This is a genomic window from Enterobacter asburiae (assembly GCA_011754535.1).
In the GTDB taxonomy this organism is placed as follows: domain Bacteria; phylum Pseudomonadota; class Gammaproteobacteria; order Enterobacterales; family Enterobacteriaceae; genus Enterobacter; species Enterobacter cloacae_N.
Genome location: JAAQVN010000001.1, coordinates 105415 through 119903, shown reverse-complemented (window position 1 = coordinate 119903; position 14489 = coordinate 105415). Strand labels below are relative to the sequence as shown.

At 45.9% G+C, this 14489-nt stretch carries 15 protein-coding genes; 9 read left to right on the top strand and 6 right to left on the bottom strand.

What is annotated here, in order from left to right:
- The first annotated feature begins 8 nt into the window (after positions 1–8).
- The 4 genes from HBM95_00490 to HBM95_00475 all read left to right on the top strand — a co-directional run bounded on the left by HBM95_00490 (position 9) and on the right by HBM95_00475 (position 5900).
- On the top strand, positions 9–2342 hold the full coding sequence (locus HBM95_00490) for a DNA primase (GenBank protein ID NIH41431.1): 2334 nt from the start codon (positions 9–11) through the stop codon (positions 2340–2342).
- A 610-nt stretch (positions 2343–2952) separates the two neighbouring features.
- Entirely contained in the window at positions 2953–3903 is a 951-nt protein-coding gene (locus HBM95_00485) for a hypothetical protein (protein NIH41430.1), read from the top strand.
- Positions 3890–4840: an RNA-directed DNA polymerase gene (locus HBM95_00480; protein ID NIH41429.1), complete on the top strand. Its 951-nt coding sequence runs from the start codon at positions 3890–3892 to the stop codon at positions 4838–4840. The genes HBM95_00485 and HBM95_00480 overlap by 14 nt, the downstream gene beginning before the upstream one ends.
- A 193-nt stretch (positions 4841–5033) precedes the next feature.
- Positions 5034–5900 (top strand): hypothetical protein, encoded by an 867-nt coding sequence (locus HBM95_00475; protein NIH41428.1) that lies wholly within the window; start codon positions 5034–5036, stop codon positions 5898–5900.
- Between the two features lie 64 nt (positions 5901–5964).
- On the opposite strand, the gene HBM95_00470 is transcribed toward HBM95_00475, so the two are convergent.
- Positions 5965–6141: a toxin-antitoxin system HicB family antitoxin gene (locus HBM95_00470; protein ID NIH41427.1), complete on the bottom strand. Its 177-nt coding sequence runs from the start codon at positions 6139–6141 to the stop codon at positions 5965–5967.
- Positions 6142–6277: 136 nt separating this feature from the next.
- On the opposite strand from HBM95_00470, the gene HBM95_00465 reads away from it, so the two are divergent.
- The 4 genes from HBM95_00465 (at position 6278) to HBM95_00450 (ending at position 9099) form a co-directional block, all read left to right on the top strand.
- On the top strand, positions 6278–6619 hold the full coding sequence (locus tag HBM95_00465; GenBank protein NIH41426.1) for a type I addiction module toxin, SymE family: 342 nt from the start codon (positions 6278–6280) through the stop codon (positions 6617–6619).
- 498 nt (positions 6620–7117) lie between these two features.
- Entirely contained in the window at positions 7118–7813 is a 696-nt protein-coding gene (locus HBM95_00460; protein ID NIH41425.1) for a hypothetical protein, read from the top strand.
- 211 nt (positions 7814–8024) lie between these two features.
- Positions 8025–8504: a type VI secretion system tube protein Hcp gene (gene hcp, locus HBM95_00455; GenBank protein ID NIH41424.1), complete on the top strand. Its 480-nt coding sequence runs from the start codon at positions 8025–8027 to the stop codon at positions 8502–8504.
- A gap of 73 nt (positions 8505–8577) precedes the next feature.
- Positions 8578–9099 (top strand): hypothetical protein, encoded by a 522-nt coding sequence (locus HBM95_00450; protein NIH41423.1) that lies wholly within the window; start codon positions 8578–8580, stop codon positions 9097–9099.
- Positions 9100–9131: 32 nt separating this feature from the next.
- On the opposite strand, the gene HBM95_00445 is transcribed toward HBM95_00450, so the two are convergent.
- The 5 genes from HBM95_00445 to HBM95_00425 form a co-directional block, all read right to left on the bottom strand.
- Positions 9132–9575: an acetyltransferase gene (locus HBM95_00445; protein ID NIH41422.1), complete on the bottom strand. Its 444-nt coding sequence runs from the start codon at positions 9573–9575 to the stop codon at positions 9132–9134.
- 102 nt (positions 9576–9677) lie between these two features.
- On the bottom strand, positions 9678–10676 hold the full coding sequence (locus tag HBM95_00440; GenBank protein NIH41421.1) for a class I SAM-dependent methyltransferase: 999 nt from the start codon (positions 10674–10676) through the stop codon (positions 9678–9680).
- 85 nt (positions 10677–10761) lie between these two features.
- Positions 10762–11688: a helix-turn-helix domain-containing protein gene (locus HBM95_00435; protein ID NIH41420.1), complete on the bottom strand. Its 927-nt coding sequence runs from the start codon at positions 11686–11688 to the stop codon at positions 10762–10764.
- A gap of 204 nt (positions 11689–11892) precedes the next feature.
- Positions 11893–12372: a hypothetical protein gene (locus HBM95_00430; GenBank protein NIH41419.1), complete on the bottom strand. Its 480-nt coding sequence runs from the start codon at positions 12370–12372 to the stop codon at positions 11893–11895.
- Between the two features lies 1 nt (position 12373).
- Positions 12374–13135: a transcriptional regulator gene (locus HBM95_00425; GenBank protein ID NIH41418.1), complete on the bottom strand. Its 762-nt coding sequence runs from the start codon at positions 13133–13135 to the stop codon at positions 12374–12376.
- Between the two features lie 706 nt (positions 13136–13841).
- Here HBM95_00425 and HBM95_00420 point away from each other — a divergent pair.
- Positions 13842–14444 (top strand): response regulator transcription factor, encoded by a 603-nt coding sequence (locus HBM95_00420; GenBank protein NIH41417.1) that lies wholly within the window; start codon positions 13842–13844, stop codon positions 14442–14444.
- Positions 14445–14489 lie beyond the last annotated feature (45 nt).

Genomic DNA, 14489 nt, shown 5'->3' with positions numbered 1-14489 from the left:
AAATAACGATGAAAATGAACGTAACGGAAACCGTAAAACAGGCGTGCGGCCACTGGCCGCGCATTCTCCCGGCGCTGGGTGTTAAGGTCATTAAAAACCGCCATCAGGCCTGTCCGGTGTGCGGCGGCTCTGACCGCTTCCGCTTTGACGATAAAGAGGGGCGCGGCACATGGTTCTGTAACCAGTGCGGCGCGGGTGACGGGCTTAAGCTGGTTGAAAAGGTTTTCGGTGTAAAACCGTCAGAGGCAGCCCAAAAGGTGAACGCCGTGACCGGCAACCTGCCACCGGTTGCCCCCGAAGTGATTGCGGCCGCAGAAGCTGAAACCGAAGCTGACCGTAAAGCGGCGGCCACACTGGCCGTCAGGCTCATGGAGAAAACCCGCACGGCCAGCGGCAACACCTATCTGACCCGCAAGGGATTCCCCGGTCATGAATGTGTCATGCTGACGGCCACACATAAAACCGGCGGCGTGACGTTCCGCGCCGGTGATGTGGTTGTCCCGCTGTATGACGATACCGGCGTGCTGGTTAACCTTCAGCTTATCAGTTCTGACGGACTCAAACGCACCCTGAAAGGCGGGGCAGTAAAAGGAGCGTGCCACACCATCGAAGGGAAAAAACAGACCGGAAAACGCCTGTGGATTGCGGAGGGCTATGCAACCGCGCTCACCGTACATCACCTGACCGGAGAAACCGTCATGGTGGCGCTGTCGTCCGTGAACCTCCTTTCTCTGGCGAGCCTTGTCCGTCAGAAACACCCGGCCTGTCAGATTGTCCTCGCCGCCGACCGTGACCTGAGCGGCGATGGTCAGAGTAAAGCCACTGCGGCCGCAGACGCCTGTGAGGGCATTGTCGCCCTGCCGCCGGTGTTCGGTGACTGGAATGATGCGTTTATACAGTACGGCGAGGAAGACACGCGCAAAGCCATTTATGACACCATCCGCCCACCGGCGCAAAGCCCGTTCGATACCATGAGCGAGGCAGAATTTACCGCCATGAGCGCCAGCGACAAGGCTTTGCGGGTGCATGAGCATTACGGCGAAGCGCTGGCGGTGGATGCGAACGGCCAGCTCCTGTCCCGCTATGAAAACGGCATCTGGAAAAATATCCCTGCCGCCACTTTTTCACGGAATGTGGCTGATTTATTCCAGCGCTTACGCGCCCCATTCTCGTCCGGGAAAATTGCCTCGGTGGTGGAGACCCTGAAGCTGATTATTCCGCAGCAGGATACACCGGCACGCCGTCTGATTGGTTTTCGCAACGGGGTACTCGATACACAAACCGGTCTGTTCAGCCCGCACAGCAAATCGTACTGGCTGCGCACGCTGTGCGACGTGGATTTTACCCCGCCTGTTGAGGGTGAAACGCTGGAAACCCACGCGCCGAATTTCTGGCGCTGGCTTGACCGGGCGGCCAGTAAAAATCCACAAAAGCGCGACGTGATACTCGCTGCGCTTTTTATGGTGCTGGCGAACCGCTATGACTGGCAGCTCTTTCTCGAAGTCACCGGTCCCGGCGGGAGCGGCAAAAGTATTCTGGCCGAAATTGCGACCCTGCTCGCCGGAGAGGATAACGCCACGTCGGCCGACATCGACACACTGGAAGACCCGCGCAAGCGTGCCTCCCTGATTGGCTTCTCGCTGATACGTCTGCCTGACCAGGAAAAATGGAGCGGTGACGGCGCAGGACTTAAAGCCATCACCGGCGGTGATGCAGTTTCGGTTGACCCGAAATACCAGAACCCGTATTCAACACATATTCCGGCGGTCATTCTGGCCGTCAACAACAATCCGATGCGCTTTACCGACCGCAGCGGCGGTGTGTCACGTCGCCGGGTGATTATTCATTTCCCGGAGCAGATTGCCCCGGAGGAACGCGACCCGCAGCTCAGAGATAAAATTGCGCGCGAGCTGGCCGTTATTGTGCGTCAGCTTATGCAGCGGTTCAGCGACCCGATGACAGCGCGCGCACTGCTCCAGTCGCAGCAGAACTCCGACGAGGCGCTCAGCATCAAGCGTGATGCTGACCCGACGTTTGATTTTTGCGGCTATCTGGAAATGCTGCCGCAGACCAACGGAATGTTTATGGGTAATGCCAGCATTGTCCCGCGTAATTACCGTAAATATCTTTATCACGCGTATCTGGCCTATATGGAGGCTAACGGATACAGGAACGTACTCAGCCTGAAAATGTTCGGGCTGGGGCTGCCCATGATGCTGAAAGAGTACGGCCTGAATTATGAAAAGCGGCACACAAAGCAGGGGATACAGACCAACCTGTCGCTGAAAGAGGAAAGCTACGGCGACTGGCTGCCCAAATGCGACGAACCCGCAGCGACTTAACCAACTCCAGATCGGCAACAGCCGGTCTTTTTCTTTCCGACCTTATCATAAGGTGAACACTCCACTGTTCACCCTTCACCGTATATTCACCCTGTATCAGTATGAAATTATTGATAAAAAAGCAAAGGTGAACAGTGTGAACAGTAAAACCGGAAAAAACTTTTTATCCCCCCGAGTATTGCCTGACCGGGCGCCCCCGGAACGAGTAAAGCGAAAAAAGGTGAAGAGTCGACTGTTCACCCTTCACCAACTCATCATCACTTAACTTAATGATATAAAATGAGAAATAACCGAGGTGAACAGTGTTAACAGTTAAATGCAAAAAAACTTTTTTCTCAGCACTTGGATAAAAGAAAATTAATTCACATCAATAGCTTTCCTCTTGAATCCTCTTGAGGTTTATGAGAGCGTAACAGAGCCAAACCTAGCATTTTATGGGTTAATAGCCCATCGGGCCATGAGTCATGGTTTCGCCTAGTATTTTAGCTATGCCCGTCGTTCAGTTCGCTGAGCGGCGGCTGGGGGCCACCGATCAGCGAACTGATCGACGTGCTCAAGTAGGTTTGGCTCTTTTAGTCCTCTACCATCAAGGTGCATAAGGATATTCTCGATGCTGACTCAGCTAAAAAAAAATGGTACTGAGGTATCCAGAGCAACCGCGTTATTTTCATCATTCGTTGAAAAGAACAAAGTAAAATGTCCTGGTAATGTAAAAAAATTCGTCTTTCTGTGTGGTGCTAACAAAAACAATGGAGAACCATCAGCAAGACGATTGGAATTAATAAATTTTTCTGAAAGGTATTTGAATAACTGTCATTTTTTTCTTGCTGAACTAGTTTTCAAAGAATTAAGCACCGATGAAGAATCATTATCTGATAATTTATTAGATATCGAAGCTGACTTATCTAAATTAGCTGACCATATTATCATTGTTTTAGAAAGTTATTCATCTTTCACGGAACTTGGTGCATTCGCATACAGCAAGCAATTACGCAAGAAATTAATAATAGTTAACAATACAAAATTTATAAATGAGAAATCATTTATAAATATGGGACCAATAAAGGCTATTACTCAACAATCACAACAATCTGGTCATTTCTTACATTATAAAATGACAGAAGGTATTGAAAGTATAGAGCGCTCTGACGGCATTGGCGAAATATTCGATGCTCTATATGATATTCTTTCTAAGAATGAGAGAGCAATTTCAAGAACTTTAAAAAAGGAAGAGTTAGATCCTTCCAATAACTTTAATAAAGACTCAGTACGATTTATTCATGATATAATTTTTGTATGTGGCCCTTTACAGCTTAATGAACTTATCGAAATAATCACCAAAATTTTTGGTACAGAAAGTCATTACAAAAAAAACCTTCTAAAGCATCTTGGTATTCTAATGGCTATTAGAATAATATCATGCACAAATGGAGTTTATTATTCTCTGTATAAAGAATATTATTTTAAATATGATTTTGATATTGACAACATCTCATCAATGTTTAAGGTTTTTTTCCTCAAGAACAAACCAGAAAGGATGAAGGTATATGAGAATATATAGCCTGATTGATTCTCAAACATTAATGACTAAGGGATTTGCTTCTGAAGTAATGCGGTCACCTGAGCCTCCAAAAAGATGGGATATAGCTAAGAAAAAAGGCGGTGTGAGAACAATATACCACCCATCATCTAAAGTAAAACTAATTCAATATTGGTTAATGAATAATATTTTTTCTAAACTGCCAATGCATAATGCTGCATATGCATTTGTTAAAAACCGTTCAATAAAAAGCAACGCCTTATTGCATGCTGAATCAAAAAATAAATATTATGTAAAAATAGATCTCAAAGATTTTTTTCCTTCAATTAAATTTAGTGATTTTGAAAATGCATTCACTCGTTATAGAGATCGCATTGAATTTACAACAGAGTATGACAAAGAGTTACTACAACTTATAAAAACAATCTGTTTCATATCAGATAGTACTCTCCCTATCGGATTTCCAACGTCACCTATAATTGCAAACTTTGTCGCAAGAGAGCTTGATGAAAAACTGACGAGAAAACTAAACACAATTGATAAACTTAATGCCACTTATACACGATATGCAGATGATATTATTGTATCTACAAATATGAAAGGGGCTAGTAAAATAATTCTAAATTGTTTTAAAAGGGCAATGAATGAAATTGGGCCCGACTTTAAAATAAATATTAAAAAGTTCAAGATCTGTAGTGCTTCGGGTGGCAGTATAGTAGTAACCGGGTTGAAAGTTTGTCATGATTTCCATGTTACATTACATAGGTCAATGAAAGATAAAATAAGATTACATCTTTCTCTTTTATCAAAGGGAGTATTAAAAGATGAAGATTTTAACAAACTTTCAGGTTATATTGCTTATGCAAAAGATATAGACCCTCATTTTTACACTAAGCTGAACAGAAAATACTTTCAAGAAATAAAATGGATTCAAAATCTTCATAATAAAATTGAATAAACCATTGATTTTGAATAAGTTCCTAGCAAGTTTATTGATTGTATTGCGAACAATGTGAGATTGTTAGGGTGATCTACACTCTCACTACTGTGTATAGCAAAGTGTATAATTTATTTTCCCCTCAAAATAAAATCAAATAAAATCAAATAATTACATGGAGTTTATCACTCCTGTGATCTTCCGCCAAAATCCTATGATTTCTCTCCAAAGACTAAACAAAACATCTCCGTTATCTATCTCTCGCATATTTTACTTAAAAATGCTAAATTTATTAAAATTAAATATTGGGGATAATAGCATGAGTACTGGAGATATAGTCGCGTATATTGGTGCCGCAGCCTGGCTACCTCAAATAATTAATTTATTTTATAAATACATAACCAAACCAAAGTTGAAGTTTTACTATAACAATACCCTAGAGATAAGCTATACTTCCTTTGGTCCTATTTTTAATTTAAGGATGAATCTCCTTTCTAATAAAAAACCATTATTAATCGAGGATCTTTCAATTGAAATAAAACATATGGATGGTGATATTCATAGTTTGAAATGGGTCGGGATTACTGAAATCCAAAACGAAATTAGTGATGACAGTGGTAATAAACAATATATCACAAAAGATTATCCTGCGATTGCAATAAATCTTTTCCAAGATCTATTGACAGAAAAATTTATAAAATTTCAAGAACCTAAATATCATGAACAAGATTCATTACTACAAAATGAATTACTTTCTCATATAAACTATCTTAAAAGTAAATCATCAGTAGACTTTATTAAAAAACTGAAAGAATCGCAACAATATCATAATCTGATTACCTCACGAGAAAACTTTATTTGGTGGAAAGCGGGTGAATACTCTGTAACTATAAAAGCAAAATCCTCCGATAACTTCATATTAGAAAATAATACATTCACATTTAAACTAAGCCAAACAGATATTGATTTATTGAAATTCAACATCCCTTGTATCTCGACATTTATTGACTGCCAAATAACTCAATCTGATGTCATTAGGAATATAAAATGGAATTGGGTTAATCCAAAAGTTATAAGATGATTTAAAAAAGAGGTACAGTATAAAGTTCTGTGCCTCTCATTTAGTTTCATTCAAGTAATTTTTATTATTGTTTTTTTTTTAGCTCTTCTCTACCAAGGTTTTTCAACCAATTCCCCAAACTCATCCCCGCCTCCTTCGCCGCAGCCTCAAACTGCGCCTTCAACTCCGGCGTAATGCGAATCTGAAAAGTCGGTGCTTTCCCGGATTTTGACTGATTAGGGTCACGTTTGGCTGTTGACATGTACGTACCTACAAGAGCAAGATATCTTCATTGAGGTACGTACCTTAACATACGATAACCTCAAATTGAAACGCCCTCGCCAGGTACTCGCAATACCGGACGAGAGCTAACCTCACCAACTATCAAGGAGTTGATTATGGCTGATTCGCATTCTACCCCAGAGACAGACCAATCCGGAACCGAGCGTTCATTAATTGTGGGATACCGCCCGAATGTTTTCGACAAATCCACCCCAAAAATCATCCTTTCCGGCAAGTGGCTTCGCGCGGCGGGTTTTGATACCGGACAGCAGGTCACGGTAAAGGTCATGAAAGGGTGCATCGTTCTGGTAGCGTATAACGAGCAGGAGCAGCGGTTGCAGGATGATTATAAACGGACGAAGGCAAAGCTCATTGAGATAGAAGATGCGCTTGCAGCGATTCAAACTCAGCGTCCTGGAAAGCGCCCCGCAAAATCAAATACAAGCCACCTGGCTTAGCGACTGTTTCTGGCATACAACCCGCCAGGCGCGTTAGACGATGTAGATGGGAGAGGACATGCAGAGAAAGTCGCAACCCAATCTCCCTGTTCGAACCATCAATTAGCATCTCATAAATAGAATTTCTGATGGCGAAATTGATCAGCATTCAACTATCCGGAAATTCCGGATAGTTTGCCAGGAAAGGAGACATCAGATTTCCAGTGAGCGATCGCTACAATCTCAAAGCAACACTCGTAGTTACGCTCAGCTCGTGGCACCCAGTTTCGCCTTTATCGGCCATACGGCTATTAAACTAATATACAACCGATCTAACGCCCTAATTCTCACGCTCATACAATATCTAAATTGATAGCCAACAATTATTCACGACAAATATTACTCGAAGGTTTATATCCCTGTATTTTTTATTAAAGATTAAGTATTGCGATATGCATCACAGCAGAACGCAAATATTAATAGGAACTTGTGCCTCTGTTTACTGTTAAAGAGTGCAATATGTATTATAGTGACTCATTAATAACATCAATAGATGCACATAAAATATTGGCTTTAAAGTTAGAACACGCCTTAACAGGCGTAAAAGATGAAGTATTAAAGCAAGCGCACCAGATAGATGATGGGGTAACGCGACTAAGCTATCAACTTTCGTGCTTTACTGAAAACTATCAGGACGTATGTTTACGATTACGCAAAGAAGACTCACGATTTTTGACAGGTATTGTCCAGTTAATAAAACACAGAGACGTTATCTATAAGATGCTCTATATTTATATTAAAAGCTTACTAGGCAACAAGAGTGAAAAAAGAATACATAGCATACAACGAAATCTTATGAATTTGGGTGTATCAATTTCATCATCAATGCTCTCCAGCCAAGCTTTTATATATTCGGCAACTATTGCAATTTGTAGTAGTGTTCATACCAACATTTGGATGAAGGAAAAGATCACATCGTTTTCTACTTATGCTGTTCTTGGTTTAAAAATTTATGGTATCGTTGAGCAGGCATCAAGAAGTGCCAACCATCTAAAAAATTATAATGCTTATTATTATAATCTTCTTTATCAGGAAGAACTTGAAATGATGTTTTTCATGATTGAGCCCATAATAATGAGATCCCCCATGCTTAACCAAGCTTATGCTTCAGACAGCGATATTGCATATGCGATTTCAAGGATGATAAAGGGATGATTAAAGCTATTAAAGACTGGCTAAAAGGCCAACTCATATTCTTCCTGAGAGGCGCAATTCCCCTTTCATTCGTCATAATATTTGCACTATTTTCCGTAACCTGGCTACCTGAAAAAATCGCAATGAATGCAATATGGTCAATTGTAGTTATTGTAGGCCTCTATATCCTTTTACGTAAAAAAAGATAATTACTATTTAACAGGAGTAAATTATGTCGATTCCCGCTCATCTGTGGTTGTTTGATGAAAATGGTTCGCCTATAGTGGGTCCATCCTTACTGCCAGCGAGATTAGGATCGTTTGAAATCCGTTCAGTTATCCATCAGGTATGGATCCCTGAGAGCTCGAATACGGGTCGTTTGACAGGCACGAGAGTTCATTCCCCCATAAACTTGCATAAGGAATTTGATGCTGCAACGCCTGTTTTGTATCGTGCAATGTGTGAAGGAAGAATATTCAAAAAAGCAGTTTTGAAAATGTATCGAATTCTTGACCAGGGTGTTGAGAGTGAGTATTTCAATATGATAATGGAGAACGTAAAGATCACCTCTATATCACCCCTGTTGCATCCCACCGGCTTAACAAGCACGCATCTCGAAGATATTCAACTCCGTTACGAGAAGATTACATGGAAACATTGCGATGGGAACATTGCCTACACTGACGAATGGAATAATCGTGCTACGTATTAGGGCATCTAAAATGAAAGTAATGATATTTTTGGCTGCACTTCTATTCCTGGTTCAAAATACATCAGCAGCCCAAATGTCCGGCTTCGCAGCCAGGTTTTATCAGGATGACGTAACAACGCCGGAAGAACCCACAGAAGTGCACCTCTATCCCACTATTACCATCGGTAAGAAAACCGTGCAATTGGAGGTTACACATCTGGCAGACATCTCCAGCACACCAATTAACAAAGACAGTTCCGCACGCTGGGTCTGCCTTCATGACGACGATGACACGAATTACTGGTTCATTTCTGATAACGAAATGGGTGCAGGATTGCTAACTGCGCTAGTTATAGCCAAAGATGGCATCCATAAAGAGTGTGCTAAAACAACGGAACCTGTCAGCGTCTCCGTCGCAAATGTTCCATTATTAAATGCGACGCATGGGAATTTAGTCGCATCGTTCGGCGAGAAAGAGATCGCCAAAAAGAAAGCAATGCTTTTTTATCAGGAGACGCCAGTAAAGAATGGATTCATACAGAGCAATACGGTCTCTTATTACTTCGATAGCGAAAAAGTGCGTGGCGTAATCATCGGGCAAATTACCAGTAACTAGCTTGCAGACTCCCTCTTCAGAGGGAGAGGGCGTTAAACCTGCCCGCCCAACCGCATATGCAGTAACGGAAACGGATTCCCCTGCCCGTCCACTTCCGAGCGTCCGACCTGCTCAAACCCCATATGGCGATAAAACGCGACGCCCTGCGGGTTCTGCTCATTTACGTCCACCTCGTTCGCGCCAAACTCTTCGATGGCGTGTTGCAGCAGCAATTTCCCGACGCCCTTTCCCCGGCTCGCGTCATCCACAAACAGCATTTCAATGCGGTTTTCATCCACGCCTAAAAAACCGTGAATAACGCCTGCGTCATCACGAGCGATCACAACCTTGAGGTTAGGCAGGTAGGCGTTGAGCAATAGCGGGCGCAGCGCCGCAATATCGCTTTCCTGTAAAAAGTGATGGGTGGCACGGACGGAGGATTCCCAGATCGCGACCAGACGTTCGAAGTGTGAGGGGAGTGCGGTTTCTATTTTCATTGGGGGATCATGATTGGAAAACCGAGCTATTTCAAGCCACGCTTTGCGGTCTGTTCCACCCTCACCCTAACCCTCTCCCTCAGGGAGAGGGAACAGATCGAGCTAAACCTTAATCTCCATCACCGCGTACACCCCATCCTTCGGCACAACCACGGTGACGTTTTCCACCGGCACGCCCGCCGCGAGGTGAATATCCTGCAGCTGCTGTAACGACCTCGGGTAAATATCTTCCCAGCCGATACCCCGCAGCACAAAGTCAATTTGCGGGCTGCTGGTGAGCATGTTCGACACAATCACCGCGCCGCCGGGTTTGACCAGCCGCAGGGCGCGCTGGAGAAAAATCACCGCATCGGTATCGTTGAAGTATTCGAAGATCCCCAGCGCGTCGACCAGTTCGGCCTGGTGCTCGCCCAGCTCCAGCAGCAGGTCCTCGTTACGCACCAGCGTATGGAGCAGGTTGCGCCTGAGCAGTGTCAGCTGTTCGCCCACCACAATGCCTTCCTGCGCCGCCATAGTTTCGGCCCAGCTGAGCGCCACCGGGTCTTTGTCTACCAGCGTGAGATAGACCTGCTGGCCGTCGAGCTTTGCTTCACGCAGCGCCTCCAGTACCGGGATGGCGGCGCCGCTCGCGAGGCTGACCCAGTTGTTCTCGCTTTCATTATGAATGTACTTATCCACCAGCGCGGCCAGCACCCGGGCGCGGGAACGCACGCCGATGGCATCGTTGGCGTGGATAAACCACTGGCGGCTGTCGCTGTCCATTTTTGTGCCGTCGGGCAGGCGGTCCTCCAGTGGGTTTTGCACCACAAACAGCGCCAGCGCAGAGGGCACCAGCCGGGTGCGCCACGCGGCGAGCGCCGGACGGTTGCGGAAGGCCTGTTCGGAATAGCGGTTCTGAGGAACCAGCACGGCCTGCCCCCCTTCGTCGTATTCCACCCTCGGTGCCCGGAGCGCCGGTTCGGCTTTCAGGGCGCGGTCAAGGGAGGCGATCTCACGGGCAGCATCGTCTTTCATCGGCCACTGGTCGCTGACGTCGGGAAAGGACGCGCTGAAAATGGTCATATTTTCCGGTGCATCGCCGCGAAAAGGCTGCCAGTTCATGTTGTCGTCCCTCCGTTAGGCTTTTAACGGAAGTCTATCCAGGCGAGCCAGTAATACCCTACGAAGAAAGCACGAAATAGGTGCATCAGTTCTGCGAGGTGCGCCATACCCCCGGCGTACAGCCGTACTCGGTCTGAAAATGACGAATAAAGTGGGCGCAGTCGCTAAACCGCATCCGCCGCGCAATATCCGTGACGCTTTGCTGAGAGTTCTTCAGCAGCCAGCAGGCATAGCGCAGCCTGGCGCTGCGAATAAATTCCCGCGCCGTTTTGCCAAACTCGGCGTGAAACAGGCGGTTGAGCTGACGTTCGCTCAGCTTGACGTCCTGAGCGAGCCTGGCGGCGTTCAGCGGGTGAGTCAGATACTGTTCGATAATCATCACCGCCCTGCGCAGCCGTGAATCAGGGATCATGGCGATATTGGCAGGCCGCGGCGCGCTGGCGTCATGCGGAAGAAGAGACAGACGCCGGGAGGTTATGGCCGCAATGTCGTCTCCCCCGTGGGCGCGGATCAGCGACGTTACCAGGGTGAGCGTTGAGATCCCACCCGGGCAGGTCAGCACATCACCTTCGTCAATAAAATCGAGGCCTTGCTCAGCATAAACCTGCGGGAACCGCTGCGTGAAAACGCCATGATGATGAGGATGAATCGAGGCGCGGCGCTCGTTCAGTAAGCCTTCCTCCGCCAGAATAAAGCTGCCGGTACCAATACCGATCAGAGGAACGTTGTTGTGATGAGCATCCGTGAGGAACGCTCTGTCGCCACGGTGCCCCAGGTGAAGGTGCTCCAGGCCTCCACCAATTACCGCAATGTAGTCGAAGTCACCGGGCGGCGCATGGGCGGCCTCAGGCCGCACGCTGACCCCTGAGCTGCTTGCTACCGGTAAGTCGGGGTAAATGCTCATCAGGCTGAGTTTAAAGCGTATTTTCTGGCTACGCTTCTGGACGCTGGATGCAATGCGTAACGCCTCTATTAATCCTGAATATGCGAAAAGCGAGAAATGGGGCCACATGAGTAAACCCATATGCAGGGATTTATTCCGTGCAGGCGTCATTCTGACGCTATCATCAATTAAATTTTTCATTAACTTGCCGAAGAATAATAATTACATTATCGCAACATTATTGTTGCTGTTATATTTTCCTAAGATAGGTTCTGGCTGTTAAATCAAGCATAAATGATGCCCGCAAAAACTTAAAAACATTTATCCCTGTCGCTATCCGTTTTTTGATGTGTGGCACACATAGGTCGGCAGCGTTCCCGGAATAAATAAATAATTCTCATTCTGCTGTTTCTTAATGCGCATATAAATATTCTTATTCGGATAGATAAAAAATAAGGGCTCGTACTTCTCCAGCCAGCTGTCGCTGATGTTGTCGTCCGGAAATTTCATATTGCGTATGGACGTCAGATTATAGACGCTGTCTTTGCGCTCAATCTGAAAGAACACTTTGCGATTCAGGGTCTTCGTTAGGTCGCTTTTCACATGCCCATTCATACTGAGTATTCCGCTGTTACCCTCCACGGTGTAATTCAGCCACAGAGAGAGCGTCTCATCACGGTGATGCTGAATAAAATTCGCCTGACAGGAAAAGGGCTGGATGTAATGGCGATGCCAGAGGTAATACGCCGCCACGACAGCCCCCATCAACAGGCACAGGCAGAGCGCGACAAGCGTTTGACGGTAGCGAACCATACTATCGATCCTCTATAAAATAATCAGACATACAGCGGTTGGGTTCCGTCATTGGCCTGTCACAGCGAATGATCGACGCGCGAGGCAGCAGGATGTATCCGCTGACGTACACCCAGGGATAGTTCGCGCACTGGTCCTTAAACGGGGTGGCATAGGCCAGGGCTTTATCCCTGTCACGCTGCGTTTCAATATCGCGAGAAAAATAGAGCTGGCATTCGCCCATCTTCATCGCGAAGCGGTACCCGTCGACGAAATAGCTGTCATGCAGCAGGTTATGGCTGATAACGCTCACGCCAGCCAGCATCAGCAATAGCACCAGCGCGCACGGCAGCCAGAAGCGGCGTGTCGAGACCGTCGGGACGACGGTCTCTTCGCAGACATCCGGAGCAGAGCATTCTTCCTCTTCAGCCTGCGGCTGCGTCTCTTTAATGGTGATTTGCGTATCGCTTGCGAGCGTCAGTCCAATGCGCGGGATAGTGACAATTGGATCGGTTTCGAAACCCACCTTCTTCAGACCTTTACGCAGAATAGAAATGTTCTGGTAATAGGTATTAGGCGAAACCAGCATCCCCCGGCGCTGCCAGACAATATCCATGCACTCCTGTTGAGTCACAATACTTCCGACTCTCTCAATTAATAACAACAAACAGCGGCCCGCCGGGGAATTTAATACCACCACCCGGTCAGGATTGTTGAGATCGCGTAATGTGCTGGCGGCTGGGTGAAACTCTACCAGGCCATTAATAATGTAATGCTTATGCATAAAATGGGCTAAATACCTCCGGTCAACGCTTGTTGCTCCAGTAGATTCCCTTCACGGTTAACCTGCGTATCCCTCGCCTGTGTAAAGATTAATGTGACGGATTAACGCGCAACTGTATATCCTGGCGCCTGGCGAAAAATCTTATTTTTCCTTTCTCTTTATCTGACCGTCTGAAGTTTTCTTAACCGCCATTTAAAGCCGTCTTGACACTGACAAAACTCGACAAAGGCGCCCGTTGAACGCTTTAGCCATCGCTGTCTGAATTATTCAGCGCGCTTAATTTGTTTTTTTAAACAAAAAGCAGAAAGGACGCGCGCTGCCAGCGGGTTTCGAAATTAAGTCTAATTCGAAAGATGTCGTTTTTATTAACGATTTCGGCACAAAACTGTTAGCCACCGTCAGTAACAACCCGCCTCGCGTGACGTCACCAGACCATTTCCTTACAAAACATTTATTAAAGCTAACTTTTCAATAAAAACTACCGGTATGATTGTTTACAGGCAGATAAGCAAAAAGCCGGTTCAGCGAGGAGAATTGACGCTACATCTAAACTGAACTTAAAACAAATTAAGATTAATTCAGATTACCTCTTTTACGCCCTGAGTATAGTGGGCTCATACCGTGCAATGCTTAATTGCTTCGAAAATACAGACATCGTTCTGCCAGACAGACGAGTCTCATTACAATTATAAATCGAGGGAATGACATGGCGAATAAACTCAACAACACACGTCATTTAAATATCGCGCTATTGGGTGGGGATCACTTTGCGCGCCAGGGGATCGCTGCGTTATTAAAAAATATTACTCCGTCTATGCAGATTACAGCATCGTTCGATAATTACGCGGAGATCGAAACGATACTCGCGGCCACGCCGGTAGACGTGATTTTTTTATCCGGCACGGAGAAATATCACGCGGGATATGACTGCCTGAAATATATCAGGAAAATGAAAGCCCTCTATCCCGGCGTGCTTATTTGCATGTATTCCGCACCGGCAAATTCCTGGCTGTGGATACGCGGTGAAATAGACGCCTATATCTCGCTGCAGGCCCCACTTTATCACTGGCGAGCCAGCGTATTAAAACTGGTCGATAGCCGTTATCGACCACTAAAAAAACCCACGGCGTTATCGCTGACGCCGGGCGAATGGAGGGTATTGAAGGAACTGCGAAAGGGTCTGGATATGCGTTACATCGCCGAAACAGAGCAGCTTTCTTACCGTCGTGTCAGCGCGTTAAAAAGCTCAGCGATAAGAAAACTCGGGCTCAGGAACAAGACAGATTTGCTGGTCTTTTTAACCAGTTAGACCTGCTGCTTTCAGAGCAAATCTCGACATAACACCATAATGGAA